Here is a 15,235-nt window from a genome sequence, read left to right as displayed (position 1 = left end):
TACGCCCGAAAGCGAGCGGTCTTCGCCGCCGCTGAAAACGCCAGACAGAAGCGCAAAGTCTCCATGGAGAACGATCCGTCCGCCATCCCCCACCGGGAGCGCGCCCGCGAGGCGTTTTTCGGCAGGCTCAAGGGGCCAACCCTGCGGCCGGGGCAGGCGGCGCTGCTCGAGACGCTGCTGCCGACGCTGCTGATCGACCTCGACACGCCGGCGCCAGCCAACCTCACCGCACTGTTTCCCCGTCCCGTTGCGGCGGTGCATCTCGAGATCGGCTTCGGCGGCGGCGAGCATCTCCTGGCCGAGACGCAGCGTCGGCCGGACACCGGCTTCATCGGTGTCGAGCCCTTCGTCAACGGCATGGCCAAGCTGCTGTCGACCATCCAGGTCGAGCCGCGAGCCAATCTGCGCCTTTACGACGACGACGCCGTGCGGCTGCTGGACTGGATGCCGGACGCCAGCCTTGCCGGGATCGACCTGCTCTATCCCGATCCCTGGCCGAAGAAGAAGCATTTCAAGCGCCGCTTCGTGAATGCGCGCAATCTCGACCGCTTTGCCCGCGTGCTGGTCCCCGGCGCATCGTTCTGCTTTGCCTCGGACATCGACACCTATGTCGACTGGACGCTGCAGCATTGCCGCGACCATCCGGCCTTCGAATGGACCGCGTCACGGGCAGCCGACTGGCACCAGCCGTTCGCGGGCTGGCCCGGCACGCGATACGAGGCGAAAGCGATCCGCGAGGGAAGGCGACCGGCCTATCTGACGTTCCGGCGGGTGTGAGCCGCTTCAGGGCCCGCCCGACCGCCGACCGGCTACGCGCGGCGTGCCGACTTGATGCCGCCGCGCGAAGCTTGTATAGGAAACGAAATTCTCTGCGATGCAATCGTGAGAGTGGGTCCTGCCGGTCCCGCTCTTTTTTGTTTCAGGGACCCTGGTTTGCGCGAATGGCGCGGGTCTGATGGTCCCGGCCGAATGCCCGCAGGCGGACCACCAGTCCGATCCGGTAGGATCGGGCCGCAGCGATTTCGGAGCAACGTGATCACCGCAGAGCAGCGCATCGTCAAGGAACAGGGGCTCGAGGCCGCCGTCGCGACAATCGTCGAACCGGCGATCGAGCAGCTCGGCTATCGCCTTGTGCGGGTCAAGATCTCCGGCCTCAACGGCATGACCGTGCAGATCATGGCCGAGCGGCCCGACGGCACGATGAATGTCGAAGGCTGCGAGGCGGTATCGCGCGGCATCTCTCCGGTCCTCGACGTCGACGATCCGATCGACAAGCCGTATCATCTGGAGGTCTCCTCGCCGGGGATCGACCGGCCGCTGGTGCGCAAGGGCGATTTCGAGATCTGGTCGGGCTTCCTGATGAAGCTCGAGACCACCCGCCTGATCAACGATCGCAAGCGCTATCGTGGCAAGGTCATCAAGGTCAGCGAGGACGCCATCACGGTCGAGCGCGACCAGCCGGCGCCCGACGAGACACCGACCGTAGAGATTCCGTTCGACGCCATCGGCGAGGCGCGTCTGATCCTCACCGACGACCTCATCGAGGCGTCGCTGAAGGCGGACAAGGCTGCCCGCAAGGCGTCGGGCGAACCGCAGGACGACGACGTCGCCGTCGAGGCGCCCGAGCGGCCGCACTGAACGGCGAGAAGCGATTGCGGCGCCTTCGGCCCCGCTGGACCACATGGAGCCGCCGCGCCAGCTGCGCGGCAGGGACCCGAATTCAGGAGAACCGACAATGGCAGTGAGTGCGAACAGGCTTGAGCTTCTGCAGATCGCCGACGCAGTCGCGCGCGAGAAATCGATCGACCGCGAGATCGTCATCGGCGCCATGGCCGACGCGATCCAGAAGGCGGCCCGCAGCCGCTACGGTCAGGAGACCAACATCCGCGTCGACATCAACACCAAGACCGGCGAGATGCGGCTGCAGCGCCTGCTCGAAGTGGTCGAGGAGGTCGAGGACCCGAACATCCAGATCCATCTCGACCTGGCGCGCGACAAGAATCCCGACGCCGAGCCGGGCGACTTCATCGCCGAGCAGCTGCCGCCGATGGATTTCGGCCGCATCGCCGCGCAGTCGGCCAAGCAGGTGATCGTGCAGAAGGTCCGCGAGGCCGAGCGCGACCGCCAGTATGACGAATTCCGCGACCGCGTCGGCGAGATCGTCAACGGCACGGTCAAGCGCGTCGAATACGGCAACGTCATCGTCGATCTCGGCCGCGGCGAGGGCATCATCCGCCGCGACGAGCAGATCCCGCGCGAGCTCTTCCGCTATGGCGACCGGGTCCGCGCCTTCGTCTACGACGTGCGGCGCGAGCAGCGCGGCCCGCAGATCTTCCTGTCGCGCACCCATCCGCAGTTCATGGCCAAGCTCTTCACCATGGAAGTGCCGGAAATCTACGACGGCATCATCACCATCAAGGCCGTTGCCCGCGATCCGGGCTCAAGGGCCAAGATCGCGGTGATCTCGAACGATTCCTCGGTCGATCCGGTCGGCGCCTGCGTCGGCATGCGCGGCAGCAGGGTCCAGGCCGTCGTCGGCGAGCTGCAGGGCGAGAAGATCGACATCATCCCCTGGTCGCCCGATGCGGCGTCGTTCCTCGTCAACGCGCTGCAGCCGGCCGAAGTGTCGAAGGTCGTGCTCGACGAGGACGCCGAGCGGATTGAAGTCGTCGTCCCGGATGACCAGTTATCATTGGCGATCGGCCGTCGTGGCCAGAACGTGCGGCTGGCTTCGCAGCTGACCGGCTGGGACATCGACATCCTGACCGAGCAGGAAGAGTCGGAGCGCCGCCAGAAGGAATTCCAGGAGCGTTCGGAGATCTTCATGAACGCCCTCGACGTCGACGAGATGGTCGCGCAGGTGCTGGCATCCGAAGGCTTCGCCAGCGTCGAGGAAGTCGCCTATGTCGAGCAGGACGAGGTCGCTTCGATCGAAGGCTTCGACGACGAGACGGCCAGCGAGATCCAGGCGCGGGCCCGCGAATATCTGGAGCGGCGCGAGGCCGAGTTCGACGCCAGCCGCGTCGCGCTGGGCGTCGCCGACGAGCTGAAGGAAATCGACGGGCTGACCACCGAGATGCTGGTTTCGCTCGGCGAGGCGGAGATCAAGACGATGGAGGACTTCGCCGGCTGTGCGGCCGACGATCTCATCGGCTGGAGCGAACGCAAGGACGGCGAGACCAAGCGGTTCACGGGTGCGCTCAGCAAGTTCGAGATCTCGCGTGCCGCGGCAGACCAGATGGTCCTTTCCGCACGGTTGAAGGCGGGCTGGATCACCCAGGCCGACATCGACGGACCGCAGGTCGAAGCGGACGAAGACGCCGAGACGGAAGAGGCGGCAGTCTGACGGCGGCGATGGACGACCGGGCGGATGATGCAGGGGAGGCGGAACTGAACGACCGCACCTGCATCGTCACCCGAACGGCTCAGCCGCCGGAGCACCTGATCCGCTTCGTGCGCGGGCCCGACGGCGCGGTGGTGCCGGACCTTCGGCGCCGGTTGCCGGGACGCGGCGCCCATGTGGCGCTGAGCCGGGCGTCCGTCGACGAGGCGGTTCGCCGCAAGCTGTTCGGCCGGGCGCTGAAGGCAGAGGTGTTGGCGGCGCCGGACCTGGGGCAGATGGTCGATGGCCTGTTGGCGAAATCGGCCCTCGGTTCGCTGGGGCTGGCCCGCAAGGCCGGCCAGCTGGTGACCGGTGCTACGAAGACGGAAGCGGCGGTCCGCACCGGGCGGGCGCTGCTCCTGGTGCAGGCGTCCGACGCGGCGGCGGACGGCTTGCGCAAGCTCGATCAGGCCCGCCGCGCCGCGGCGGCGTCGCGATCGGAGCCGGCTATCGCGGCCCTGCGTCTGTTTACGGCAGACGAATTGGGTTTGGCTTTGGGCGGCGGGAATGTGATACATGCAGCCATCCTTGCCGGTGACGCGGGCTCGGCGGCGGCGAAGCGCATGGCAGCGCTGGACAAATATCGGGGCGAGAGCCCTGGACCGGTTTCCGGCGATGCCCCTTTCGGGCGCGGGGAAACTGCGACTGCGAAATTGAACGACACGGGAGCGCCTTCTGAGCGACGCTCCGGCCAAGATGAAGGGCGCGGGATCGATCCCGCGCAGGAAGCGGAAGCGTAGATGAGCGATACCAAGTCCGGCGACGACAAGACGCTGAGCGTGAGCACGAAGAAGACTCTGACCTTGAAGCGGGGCGGCGTCGAGCAGTCCACTGTTCGGCAGAACTTCTCGCACGGTCGCACGAAGAACGTTGTCGTCGAGACCAAGAAGCGGCGGATTGCCAAGCCGGAGGACGCCGCGCCGCCCGCGCCGGCTCCGACGCCGCAGCCGGCTGCAGCTTCGACGCCGACGCCGACTTCGGCACCGGCCGCATCGACGCCGGCCGCTGCCGCGCCGTTGGCCCCGCCCCCGACGCCGCCGCAGATGGGCGGTCGCCCGCAGCAGATCCAGCTGGGACCCAAGCCCGGCGAGGCGCCGGTCGCCAAGTCGCCCGAGCCGGTCGAAGCCGCGCCGGAACCGGTCGAGGCAAAGAGCCCCGCGCCGGCTCCCGAGGCTGCCGCGCCGGCCGTCGAGACGCCCGCTGCGCCGACGCCCGCACCGACCACTTCTGCGGAAGCTCCCGCCGAGGCATCGCCGGCGCCCCGTCCCGCCGCGCCGGTGGCGACGGCGCGTCCCGCTGCGCCGGCCCCTGTCGCCACCGCGCGTCCGGCATCCGCCGCGCCGCGTCCGGGCGGCGCCCAGCAGGGACGTCCGCAGCAGCCCTCATCGGGGCAGGCGCGTCCCGGCCAGGCACCGGCCCGTCCCGGCGGTCGCGACGATCGCCGACCGGCCGCAACCGCTACGCCGGGTGCCCGCCAGCCGCGCGGCGCCGTGCTCAGCGACCTGTCGTCGCGTGAGATGGATGCGCGTCGCCGGGCACTCGAACTCGCCAAGCAGCGCGAGGTCGAGGACCGGCGCCTGTTCCGCGAGGAAGAGGACCGCCGCATTGCCGAGGACGATCGCCGTCAGCGCGAGCGGGCCGAGTCCGAGCGCCGCCAGGCCGAGGAGAACGCCCGTCTCGAAGCCGAGACCGCGGCACGCCGCAAGGCCGAAGCCGAGGCCGAACGTCGGGGCCAGGCTCCCGCAGCCGTCGTCTCGCCGGCCGATGCCGAGGCCGCGGCAGCCCGCGGCACCAGAGCCGAGCCGCGTCGTCGCCCCGGCGCCGACGAGGACGAGGCGGCCCGTGCCCGTCCGGGCGCGCGCCGTCCGGTTCGCGGTGCACCCGCCGAAGCCCCGAAGCCGGCCCGTCCGGACCGCGACGACGGTCGTCGTCGCGGCAAGCTGACGCTCGACAAGGCGCTGACTTCCGAGGAGGGGGCACGCGGCCGTTCGCTGTCCTCGATCCGTCGGCGCCAGGAGAAATTCAAGCGCTCGCAGCAGAATACGCCGCGAGAGAAGATTGCCCGCGAAGTGATTATTCCAGAGACCATCAGCATCCAGGAACTCGCCAACCGCATGTCGGAGCGTTCCGTGGACGTCATCAAGTTCCTCATGCAGCAGGGACAGATGATGAAGCCGGGCGACATCATCGAGCCCGACATGGCCGAACTCATCGCGTCGGAATTCGGCCACACGGTTCGCCGCGTCGCCGAGTCGGACGTCGAGGAAGGCATCTTCAACGTCGCCGACAATGTCGACGAGCTCGTGTCGCGGCCGCCGGTCGTCACCATCATGGGCCATGTCGACCACGGCAAGACCTCGCTGCTCGACGCGATCCGCAAGACCAGCGTCGTGTCCGGCGAGTCGGGTGGCATCACCCAGCATATCGGCGCCTACCAGGTCGAGCAGGATGGTCAGCAGATCACCTTCATCGACACACCCGGCCACGCCGCCTTCTCGGCGATGCGTGCCCGCGGCGCCCAGGCGACCGATATCGCGGTGCTGGTCGTGGCGGCTGACGACAGCGTCATGCCGCAGACGATCGAGTCCATCAATCACGCCAAGGCGGCGGGCGTCCCGATCATCGTGGCGATCAACAAGATCGACAAGCCGGGCGCCGATGCCTCGAAGGTCCGCACCGGCCTCCTGCAGCACGAAGTTTTCGTGGAATCCATGGGCGGTGAGGTCCTCGACGTCGAGGTCTCGGCCACCAAGGGCCTCAATCTCGACAAGCTGCTCGAGGCGATCCTGCTGCAGGCCGAACTGCTCGACCTGAAGGCCGACCCGACGCGCACCGCCGAGGGCACCGTCATCGAAGCGCAGCTCGACAAGGGCCGCGGCCCGGTCGCGACCGTCCTGGTGCAGACCGGCACGCTCAAGATCGGCGACATCGTCGTCGCCGGCGACGAATGGGGCCGCGTCCGCGCGCTGATCACCGACAAGGGCGTCCAGCTCAAGGAAGCCCTTCCCTCTATGCCGGTCGAGGTGCTCGGCATGCAGGGCACGCCGCTGGCCGGCGACCGCTTCGCGGTGGTCGAGAACGAATCCAAGGCGCGCGAGATCGCCGAGTATCGTCAGCGCGTGGCACGCGAGAAGCAGGTGGCCAAGAGCGCCGGCCAGCGCGGTTCGCTCGAGCAGATGATGTCGCAGCTGCAGGATACGGGGCTCAAGGAGTTCCCGCTCTTGATCAAGGGCGACGTCCAGGGTTCGATCGAGGCGATCATCGGCGCGCTCGACAAGCTCGGCACCGACGAGGTGCGTGCCCGTATCGTCCATTCGGGTGCCGGCGCGATCACCGAGTCCGACATCGCCCTTGCCGGCGCCTCGACCGCCGCGATCATCGGCTTCAACGTCCGCGCCAACAAGCAGGCGCGCGAGGCGGCCGAACGCGAGGGCATCGAGATCCGCTACTACAACATCATCTACGACCTCGTGGATGACGTGAAGGACGCGATGTCGGGCCTGTTGTCGCCGGAGCGGCGCGAGACCTTCATCGGCAATGCCGAGATCCGGGAGGTGTTCAACATCACCAAGGTCGGCAAGGTCGCGGGCTGTCTCGTCACCGAGGGCGAGGTCGAGCGCGGCGCCGGCGTCCGCCTCATCCGCGACGGCGTCGTCATCCACGAAGGCACGCTCAAGACGCTCAAGCGCTTCAAGGACGAAGTGCCCAAGGTCCAGAGCGGCCAGGAATGCGGCATGGCGTTCCAGAACTACGAGGACATGCGCCAGGGCGATGTCATCGAGTGCTTCCGCGTCGAGCACGTGGCGCGCACGCTCTAAGCGCGCGTCCGCGACGATCGATCGGGCGGGCGGGGCTTCGACCCCGCCCGCTTTCGTTCGGGCCAGCGGTGGTCGCGACCCGGCCGCCGAAGCCCTGTTGCATCGGCAGACGTGACTCATCCGGCCGCCTGTGACGGCTCCGGTCAGCAAATTGCATCCGAACGCCGGCCGTCTCGATTTCGGCCGCGTCGTTCGTCATCTTGAACAGGCGGCCCGGCACGACGCAGGGCCGCGATCAGGCAAGGATACCGATACGGCATGGCCCGTTCGCCCCACTCCGCACATTCCCAGCGGCGGCTCAGCATCGGCGAGAAGGTCCGCCACGCTCTGACCGAGGTCATGCAGCGGGGCGAGATCCGCGAGCCGCTGCTCGAAGGCGCCGTCGTCACGGTGACCGAGGTCGACATGTCGGCGGATCTGAAGCTCGCGACGGCCTATGTGACCGTGCTCGGCCAGACCGACGTCGAGCCCTATGTCGCCGCGCTCAACCAGCACGTGAAGTTCATCCGCGGCCGGATCACCCCGGCCTTGCGGCAGATGAAGTTCATGCCGGAGGTGCGGTTCCGGACCGACACGTCCTTCGACAATTACGCGCGCATCGACGCGCTCCTGAAGTCGCCGGAGGTCGCCCGCGATCTCGACGAACAGGACGAAGACGGGGACAAGAACTGATGGCGCGTCGCGGCAAGAAGCCGAAAGGCCGTCCGATCAACGGCTGGGTGATTCTCGACAAGCCGAAGGGCATGGGCTCGACGGACGCGGTGGCGAAGCTGAAGCGCCTGTATTTCGCGCAGAAGACCGGCCATGCCGGCACGCTCGACCCGCTCGCCTCCGGCATGCTGCCGATCGCCTTCGGTGACGCGACCAAGACGGTCCCGTTCGTCATGGACGGCCGCAAGGTCTATCGCTTCACCGTGCGCTGGGGCGCCGAGACGACGACCGACGATACCGAGGGAACCGTCGCGCAGTCGTCGGAACTGCGCCCGAGCGAAGCCGATATCCGTCTCGCGATGGAGGACTATGTCGGCGAGATCAGCCAGGTGCCGCCGACCTTCTCGGCCATCAAGATCGCCGGCGAGCGCGCTTATGATCTTGCCCGCGAGGGCGAGGTCGTCGAGATCGCTGCCCGCACCGTCTCCGTGCACCGGCTGGAGCTCAAGGCGCTGCCGGATGCCGAGACCGCGGTCTTCGAGGCCGAATGCGGCAAGGGCACCTATGTCCGGGCCATCGCCCGCGACCTCGGCCGCGATCTCGGCTGCTACGGCCATGTCATCGATCTGCGGCGGGTTTCCGTCGGCGGCTTCACCGAAGACGACATGGTGACGCTCGACGATCTGGAGGCCGCCGCCGACGAGGGCCGCGAGACGCTCGACGCCGAATCGGTGGAAGCCGGGGCGACGGCGCGGGTCGTGGATTACGGCCCGCTCGACGAGTATCTGATCAATCCGGAAGCGGCCCTTTCCGATCTCTACGAGGTGATGCTTTCGGAGGAGCAGGCGGGACGCGTGCTTTCCGGCAATTCCGTGCTGCTGCGCGGGCGCGACGCGCCGGCCTCCTGCGACGAGGCCTTTGCCACCGGTCACGGGCGGCTGATCGCGCTCGGCTCGATCGACCAGGGCCAGTTTCACCCGCGGCGGGTCTTTGGCGGCCGGGGCTGAGCGGCCCTCGCTCCCCGGGGATGGGCCGCACGGGAACCATCCCGCCACCTCGGTGATTGACGGAGCCGGTGAAGCGACCTATAAGGGCGCCTAATTCGGCGGCGTCGGAAGACGTTGCCGGTTTTTTTGCGTTGCGGCGCGGCTGATGCCGCGAGCGGCGCCGCCACCCAAAAGCTGATCGACAGACAGAAAGAGACGAACGATGGCCAATACCCCCTCGGCCAAGAAGGCGACACGCAAGATCGCGCGCCGGACCGCCGTCAATACCGCCCGCCGCAGCCGCGTGCGGACCTTCCTGCGGAAGGTAGAAGAGGCGCTCGCCGCCGGCGACAAGGCTGCAGCCACCGCCGCCTTCAAGGTTGCGGAACCGGAAATGATGCGCGCCACCTCCAAGGGCATCTTCCACAAGAACACCGCTTCGCGGAAGATCTCGCGCCTGTCGCACCGCGTGAAGGGCCTCGCCGAGGCCTGATCGCCGCCCTAGGGCTGCATCTTCCCACATCGAAAACGCCCGGCCCCGTGCCGGGCTTTTTGATTCGTGGCCCATTTCGAAGGCAGGTTGCCCGTTGCGTCATCGACCTGTCACGCGGATCGGCTGCGACTCTGGCCCCTCCGGGGGCGCGCAGAAAACCCCATTTAATATCAGTGACTTGTAAGAGGTCAGTGAGTAGTTACGAATAGCTGGCTAAGCGAAAGCCGGAGAGTCCTTGAGTCAAGCGGGCAGGCCCCGCCGCGGGCGATTTTTATGTTTGCGCTTTGCTGCAGCGCTCCGTCCGTCGGCGGAAAACGATAGGCGTCAGCACGTTGCGGCGCTTTCGGCGGGCACACGGATGACGAGTCTGCCACAGCCAGTCCGCTCGTCTTACGATTCAGCGCAGACTCCGCTTGCCGCATCCCGCCACGTTTCGTAGTTTCCGCCTCACACAAGTGCGGAGAAGACGAAGTGCGGGGACAACCAGAGTTTTCCAGATGTTTATGGGGCCGCACCAAGGTTCCGTCGATGGGAAGCCTCCCGCGAGTGCAGCTGAGCTGACGTCTTCCAACGCATCGCGTAGTTTCTGAGCGCATCAAGCCGTTTTAAGCATTGAGAACTTCTATCCCTAGCGGGATCAGGGGCGGGGAATTGTTTTGCATGGATAAAAGTTACAGGGGCGACGTCAGCGCGCCGGCCTGCTGGTCGGCCTTGTCCGAAGTCGAGGACGCCGTCCTGGTCGATGTCCGCACCAGCGCCGAATGGACCTATGTCGGGCTTCCCCAACTCGCGCCGATCGGCAAGTCGGTGGTCCTGGCGGAATGGCAGAGCTTTCCGTCCATGGGCGTCGATCCTGCCTTCGCCCCGAAGCTCGCCGAGCGGCTCGAAGCCGCCGGGATCGGCAAGGCGGCGCCGATCTATTTCCTCTGCCGCTCGGGTGTCCGATCCATCGCCGGCGCGGTGGCGATGACCGCCTTCGGCTACGAGAACTGCTTCAACGTGCTCAACGGCTTCGAGGGGCCACCGGACGAAGAGGGACACCGCGGTCGCAAGGCCGGCTGGAAGGCGGAGGGGCTGCCGTGGTCGCAGAACTAGGACTGCGACAGGCACGGGCAGCGTTTGCTGCCGTGCCGGCGCCACGGCCGTTCCCTGCGGACGGCGCATCAACAAGAAACGACGAGAATGGCGGGGCAGGCATGGACGGCGACGCGAAGAGTTCGGCGGAAATCATCGAGCGGGTGAATGCGCGCCTCAAGGCGCAGCTCGGGCCGGACATCTTCTCCAGCTGGTTCCAGCGCATGAAGCTGGAGACCGCCGGCAAGGGCGTCTGCCGGATTTCCGTGCCGACGGCGTTCCTGCGCAGCTGGATCCAGTCGCATTATCACGAGCTGCTCACCGAGATCTTCCGCGAGGAAGTGCCCGGCACGCTGAAGGTCGAGATCGCCATCCGCAGCGCCGTGCGCGGCGGCGGCGTGACGATCCGCGAGCCGCGGGTCGCCGGCCACAGCCAGCAGGAAGTGGTGAGCACCGAAATGCTTCGCCCGATCGCCGTCGGCGAGAAGGCGCCCGTCCGCCTGGAGCGGGCCGTGGAAGTGCCGCGCTCGGCCGCCGATTTCGGCTCGCCGCTCGACAGCCGCTATGTCTTCGACAATTTCGTCGAGGGTGCCTCGAACCGCGTCGCCCTCGCCGCCGCCAAGGCGATTGCCGAGAACGGGCCGCAGTCGGTGCGCTTCAATCCGCTGTTCATCCATGCCGCCGTCGGCCTCGGCAAGACGCATCTGTTGCAGGCGATCGCCAATGCCGCCGTGCGCCGCCACGACGGGCCGCGCGTCGTCTATCTCACCGCCGAGTATTTCATGTGGCGCTTCGCCACCGCGATCCGCGACAACCGCGCGCTCGACCTCAAGGAGACGCTGCGCGGCATCGACATCCTGATCATCGACGACACGCAGTTCCTTCAGGGCAAGTCGATCCAGCAGGAGTTCTGCCACCTGCTGAACGCGCTGATCGATTCGGCCAAGCAGGTGATCTGCGCCGCCGACCGTCCGGCCTCGGAGCTGGAATCGCTCGATCCGCGGGTCCGCTCGCGCCTGTCCAACGGCATCACGCTGGAGCTGGCGCCGCCGGACTACGCGATGCGCCGGGCGATCATCGACAGCCGCGTCAAGGCGATGCGCGCCGAGGATCCGAGCTTCGACATGCCGGAGCGGGTGATCGAGACGATCGCTCAGCGCGTCGCCGGCTCGGGCCGGGACCTCGAGGGCGCGTTCAACCAGATCGCCTTCCGCCATTCGCTCGGCCAGCCGCTGTCGCCGGAGCATCTCGACGATCTGCTCAACCAGCTGACCAAGGCCAATGTCGAGCGCCGGGTGCGCATCGAGGACATCCTCAAATTCGTCTCGCGCCACTACAACGTTCCGCGCACCGAGCTCCTGTCGGCGCGGCGCACCCGCACCATCGTCCGGCCGCGGCAGATCGCCATGTATCTCGCCAAGACGATGACCCCGCGCTCGCTTCCGGAGATCGGGCGGCGCTTCGGCGGCCGCGACCACACCACGGTCCTCCACGCCGTGCGCAAGATCGAGGGCGAGCGCTCCAAGGACGAGAAGCTGTCGGAAGAGCTCGACCTCATCCGCCGCATGATCGAGGAGTGAGCGCGAACCGCTGCCGAAGTGCGGCCGCAGCGGGTGTTTTGGCGGTTTAGACTTCCCTTCGGCGTCGCCAGTCTCTAAGAACTTCGAACCCGGAAAGGCCGCTGGAAAACCCCGGCGGCCTTCCGAATGAAACGGCGTCGGTCCATGCGTATCATCATCGAACGGTCGAACCTCCTGAAGTCGCTGGCTCACGTCCACCGGGTCGTCGAGCGCCGCAACACGATTCCGATCCTGTCGAACGTGCTTCTGAAGACCGAGGCAGGCGGGCTGCGCCTGAAGGCGACCGATCTCGACCTCGAGATCACCGAGACGGCGACGGCGACCGGCGAACAGGAGGGGGCGACGACCGTCCCGGCGCACCTCCTCTACGACATCGTCCGCAAGCTGTCGGACGGCGCCGAGGTCCGCCTCGCGACCAATGCCGAGGGCACCCAGATGACGGTCTCCTCGGGCCGCTCGAATTTCCGCCTGCAGTGCCTGCCGGAATCGGATTTTCCCGACATCACCGCAGGGCCGCTCTCGCATGGCTTCACCATCAAGGCGGGTGAACTCGCCCGGCTGATCGAGCGTACGCAGTTCGCGATCTCCACCGAGGAGACGCGCTATTATCTGAACGGCATCTTCCTCCACACGATCGAATCCGAAGGCGACCTGAAGCTGCGGGCCGTCGCCACCGACGGCCACCGCCTCGCCCGTGCCGAGATGAAGGCCCCGGCGGGCTCGGAAGGCATGCCCGGCGTCATCGTGCCGCGCAAGACGGTCGGCGAGCTGCAGAAGCTGCTTGGCGACATCGATGCGGATGCCGAGGTCAGCGTCGAGCTTTCTGATGCCAAGATGCGCTTCACCATCGGCGCCGTGGTGATGACGTCCAAGCTGATCGACGGCACCTTCCCGGACTATCAGCGGGTGATTCCGCAGAACAACGACAAGGCGCTGACGCTCGACCGGCAGACCTTCTCGGCCGCGGTCGACCGCGTCTCGACGATTTCCTCCGAGCGCGGCCGGGCGGTGAAGCTCGCGCTTACCGACTCGCAGCTGGTGCTGACCGTCAACTCGCCGGATTCCGGCACGGCGACGGAAGAGTTGTCGGTGGGCTACGATTCCGACGACATCGAGATCGGCTTCAACGCCCGCTATCTGCTCGACATCACCAGCCAGCTGTCCGGCGACGACGCGGTGTTCATGCTGGCCGATCCCGGCTCGCCGACGCTGATCCGCGACGGCGGCGACGACGCGACGCTCTATGTCCTCATGCCGATGCGGGTCTGACGCCACGAGCTCCCTGCACGATACGCCCCCGCCGATCCCGGCCGACGTGCCGGCCATGCCTGCGGCGCCGATCGGGCTGAGCCGGCTGCGGCTCGCCGATTTCCGCAACTACACGGCGCTTCGCCTCGAATTCGATCGCCGCTTCGTGGTGTTCCACGGGTCGAACGGCGCCGGCAAGACCAACCTCCTCGAGGCGATCTCGCTGCTGTCGCCCGGCCGCGGGCTGCGCCGCGCGACGTACCAGGAGATCGCCCGGCAAAGCGGTGGCGGTGGCTTCTCCGTCGCAGCCTCGGTGATGTCGGCATCGGGCGAGACCGATATTCTCACCAAGGTCACCCCCGACGCCGCGGGCGCCGCGAACCGCTCCATCCGCATCGACGAGACCAATGCCCGCAACGCCGAGGAACTGCTCGAGCTGCTGCGCGTCGTCTGGCTGACCCCATCGATGGATGGGCTGTTCAACGGTCCCGCCGGCGACCGGCGGCGCTTTCTCGACCGCATGGTGCTGGCCGTCGACCCCACGCATGGACGGCGGGCGAGCGACTACGAACGGGCCATGCGTTCGCGCAACCGGCTGTTGTCGGAGGAGCGGCTGGACGATTCCTGGCTCTCGGGGCTCGAGGCGCAGATGGCCGAGCTTGGCGTCGCCATGGCGGTGGCGCGGGCCGAACTCGTTGATCTCCTGACCGGCATGATCGGCGAGAGCGATGCGGCCAATCCCTTTCCGAAAGCCGGGCTGGACCTTGCCTCCGGCTATGGCGAGATCGATTTCGCCCGGCCGGCGGTCGAGGCGGAGGACGAGGCGCGGGCCCGCCTGCGCGGCGGCCGGGGCCTCGACCGCAGCGCCGGACGGACGCTGCTCGGCGCCCATCGGGCCGAATTGTCGGTCACCCATGTCGCCAAGGCGATGCCGGCGGGCCTCGCCTCGACAGGCGAGCAGAAGGCGCTGCTGATCGGCCTGGTGCTGGCGCACGCCAAGCTCGTCACCGCCCTGTCCGGCATGCCGCCGGTGCTGCTCCTGGACGAGATCGCCGCGCATCTCGATCCCGGCCGCCGCGCTGCCCTGTTCGACCTGATCGACGACCTCGGCGTCCAGGCCTTCATGACCGGCACCGATGCCAGCCTGTTTGACGCGCTGGCCAACCGCGCTCAGATGCTGGAGGTCGATTCCGGCGCCATCAGGTCCGCCGGGTCGCCGGACGTCGAGGGATGACGATGAGCGACATGATTCTCGATCGCGAGGAAGTCGAGCGCTACGCCCGGCACATCGTCCTGCCGGAGATCGGCGGGCCCGGGCAGCAGCTGCTGAAGCGCGCGCGCGTCCTGGTCATCGGCGCCGGCGGTCTCGGCTCGCCGGTGGTGCTCTATCTCGCTGCCGCCGGCGTCGGCACGATCGGCATCGTCGACGACGATACCGTCTCGCTCTCCAACCTGCAGCGCCAGGTGCTGCACCGGACCGAGGACGTCGGGCGCTCCAAGCTCGCCAGCGCCGCCGATGCGGTCGCCGCGCTCAACCCGCATGTCGCCATCGTGCCCCACGCCATGCGCATCGACCCGCAGAACGGCGCGGCGATCGTCGGTGCCTATGATCTCGTCATCGACGGCTCGGACAATTTCGAGACCCGCTACGCCATGGCCGATCTCTGCGCCGCTTCCGGGCGGCCGCTGGTGACCGCGGCGGTGAACCGCTTCTCCGGTTCGCTCACCGTTCTGAAACCCTACGAGACGGCGGCCGACGGCACCCATAATCCCGGCTATCGCGACCTCTTCCCCGAGGCGCCGCCGGCGGGGCTGGTGCCGTCCTGCGCCGAGGCGGGGATCCTCGGCGTCACCACCGGTGTCCTCGGCACGCTGGCGGCGAGCGAGGCGATCAAGCTGATCTGCGGCGTCGGCGAGCCGCTCGTCGGCAAGCTGCTGATGGTCGACCTCCTGACCATGCGCTTCGAGACGATCCGCTACAGGCGCGCCCGGCAAGGCTGATC

The 15,235-nt window shown here is 67.7% G+C and carries 13 protein-coding genes; all 13 read left to right on the top strand.

Going from position 1 to position 15,235, the window contains the following annotated elements; translation table 11 throughout:
* Positions 1-63 precede the first annotated feature (63 nt).
* The 13 genes from trmB (at position 64) to moeB (ending at position 15,233) form a co-directional block, all read left to right on the top strand.
* Complete coding sequence (gene trmB, locus GTW51_RS06720; protein ID WP_163043134.1) at positions 64-777, top strand: tRNA (guanine(46)-N(7))-methyltransferase TrmB; 714 nt, start codon at positions 64-66, stop codon at positions 775-777.
* A 255-nt stretch (positions 778-1,032) separates the two neighbouring features.
* On the top strand, positions 1,033-1,638 hold the full coding sequence (gene rimP, locus GTW51_RS06715) for a ribosome maturation factor RimP (protein WP_343033936.1): 606 nt from the start codon (positions 1,033-1,035) through the stop codon (positions 1,636-1,638).
* A 97-nt stretch (positions 1,639-1,735) separates the two neighbouring features.
* Complete coding sequence (gene nusA, locus GTW51_RS06710) at positions 1,736-3,346, top strand: transcription termination factor NusA (protein WP_163043132.1); 1,611 nt, start codon at positions 1,736-1,738, stop codon at positions 3,344-3,346.
* Positions 3,347-3,354: 8 nt separating this feature from the next.
* A complete protein-coding gene (locus tag GTW51_RS06705; protein WP_163043131.1) occupies positions 3,355-4,122 on the top strand; it encodes an RNA-binding protein in 768 nt (255 codons plus the stop codon).
* Positions 4,123-7,200: a translation initiation factor IF-2 gene (gene infB / locus GTW51_RS06700; protein ID WP_163043130.1), complete on the top strand. Its 3,078-nt coding sequence runs from the start codon at positions 4,123-4,125 to the stop codon at positions 7,198-7,200.
* A 258-nt stretch (positions 7,201-7,458) separates the two neighbouring features.
* On the top strand, positions 7,459-7,872 hold the full coding sequence (rbfA, locus tag GTW51_RS06695) for a 30S ribosome-binding factor RbfA (protein ID WP_163043129.1): 414 nt from the start codon (positions 7,459-7,461) through the stop codon (positions 7,870-7,872).
* Positions 7,872-8,858 (top strand): tRNA pseudouridine(55) synthase TruB, encoded by a 987-nt coding sequence (gene truB / locus GTW51_RS06690; RefSeq protein ID WP_163043128.1) that lies wholly within the window; start codon positions 7,872-7,874, stop codon positions 8,856-8,858. The genes rbfA and truB overlap by 1 nt, the downstream gene beginning before the upstream one ends.
* A gap of 202 nt (positions 8,859-9,060) precedes the next feature.
* Positions 9,061-9,330 carry a 30S ribosomal protein S20 gene (gene rpsT, locus GTW51_RS06685; RefSeq protein ID WP_163043127.1) on the top strand — a complete coding sequence of 90 codons (270 nt, stop codon included), beginning with the start codon at positions 9,061-9,063 and terminating at the stop codon, positions 9,328-9,330.
* 660 nt (positions 9,331-9,990) lie between these two features.
* Positions 9,991-10,425 carry a rhodanese-like domain-containing protein gene (locus GTW51_RS06680; protein WP_163043126.1) on the top strand — a complete coding sequence of 145 codons (435 nt, stop codon included), beginning with the start codon at positions 9,991-9,993 and terminating at the stop codon, positions 10,423-10,425.
* Positions 10,426-10,526: 101 nt separating this feature from the next.
* On the top strand, positions 10,527-11,984 hold the full coding sequence (dnaA, locus tag GTW51_RS06675; RefSeq protein ID WP_163043125.1) for a chromosomal replication initiator protein DnaA: 1,458 nt from the start codon (positions 10,527-10,529) through the stop codon (positions 11,982-11,984).
* A 144-nt stretch (positions 11,985-12,128) separates the two neighbouring features.
* Entirely contained in the window at positions 12,129-13,253 is a 1,125-nt protein-coding gene (gene dnaN / locus GTW51_RS06670) for a DNA polymerase III subunit beta (protein ID WP_163043124.1), read from the top strand.
* Positions 13,254-13,308: 55 nt separating this feature from the next.
* Positions 13,309-14,466 carry a DNA replication/repair protein RecF gene (gene recF / locus GTW51_RS06665; protein WP_163043123.1) on the top strand — a complete coding sequence of 386 codons (1,158 nt, stop codon included), beginning with the start codon at positions 13,309-13,311 and terminating at the stop codon, positions 14,464-14,466.
* 2 nt (positions 14,467-14,468) lie between these two features.
* Entirely contained in the window at positions 14,469-15,233 is a 765-nt protein-coding gene (moeB, locus tag GTW51_RS06660; protein WP_163043122.1) for a molybdopterin-synthase adenylyltransferase MoeB, read from the top strand.
* The last annotated feature ends 2 nt before the right edge of the window (positions 15,234-15,235 follow it).

Source organism: Aurantimonas aggregata (assembly GCF_010500835.1).
Classification (GTDB): Bacteria; Pseudomonadota; Alphaproteobacteria; order Rhizobiales; family Rhizobiaceae; genus Aurantimonas; species Aurantimonas aggregata.
This window is presented reverse-complemented; position numbering and strand designations above follow the sequence as displayed.

Excerpts from the sequence above, each read along its gene's own strand:
- rbfA (WP_163043129.1), top strand. The coding sequence starts at position 7,459 with ATGGCCCGTTCGCCCCACTCCGCACATTCCCAGCGGCGGCTCAGCATC.
- GTW51_RS06705 (WP_163043131.1), top strand. The coding sequence starts at position 3,355 with ATGGACGACCGGGCGGATGATGCAGGGGAGGCGGAACTGAACGACCGC.
- nusA (WP_163043132.1), top strand. The coding sequence starts at position 1,736 with ATGGCAGTGAGTGCGAACAGGCTTGAGCTTCTGCAGATCGCCGACGCA.
- GTW51_RS06680 (WP_163043126.1), top strand. The coding sequence starts at position 9,991 with ATGGATAAAAGTTACAGGGGCGACGTCAGCGCGCCGGCCTGCTGGTCG.
- dnaN (WP_163043124.1), top strand. The coding sequence starts at position 12,129 with ATGCGTATCATCATCGAACGGTCGAACCTCCTGAAGTCGCTGGCTCAC.
- recF (WP_163043123.1), top strand. The coding sequence starts at position 13,309 with ATGCCTGCGGCGCCGATCGGGCTGAGCCGGCTGCGGCTCGCCGATTTC.
- moeB (WP_163043122.1), top strand. The coding sequence starts at position 14,469 with ATGAGCGACATGATTCTCGATCGCGAGGAAGTCGAGCGCTACGCCCGG.
- trmB (WP_163043134.1), top strand. The coding sequence starts at position 64 with ATGGAGAACGATCCGTCCGCCATCCCCCACCGGGAGCGCGCCCGCGAG.
- dnaA (WP_163043125.1), top strand. The coding sequence starts at position 10,527 with ATGGACGGCGACGCGAAGAGTTCGGCGGAAATCATCGAGCGGGTGAAT.
- infB (WP_163043130.1), top strand. The coding sequence starts at position 4,123 with ATGAGCGATACCAAGTCCGGCGACGACAAGACGCTGAGCGTGAGCACG.
- rpsT (WP_163043127.1), top strand. The coding sequence starts at position 9,061 with ATGGCCAATACCCCCTCGGCCAAGAAGGCGACACGCAAGATCGCGCGC.
- truB (WP_163043128.1), top strand. The coding sequence starts at position 7,872 with ATGGCGCGTCGCGGCAAGAAGCCGAAAGGCCGTCCGATCAACGGCTGG.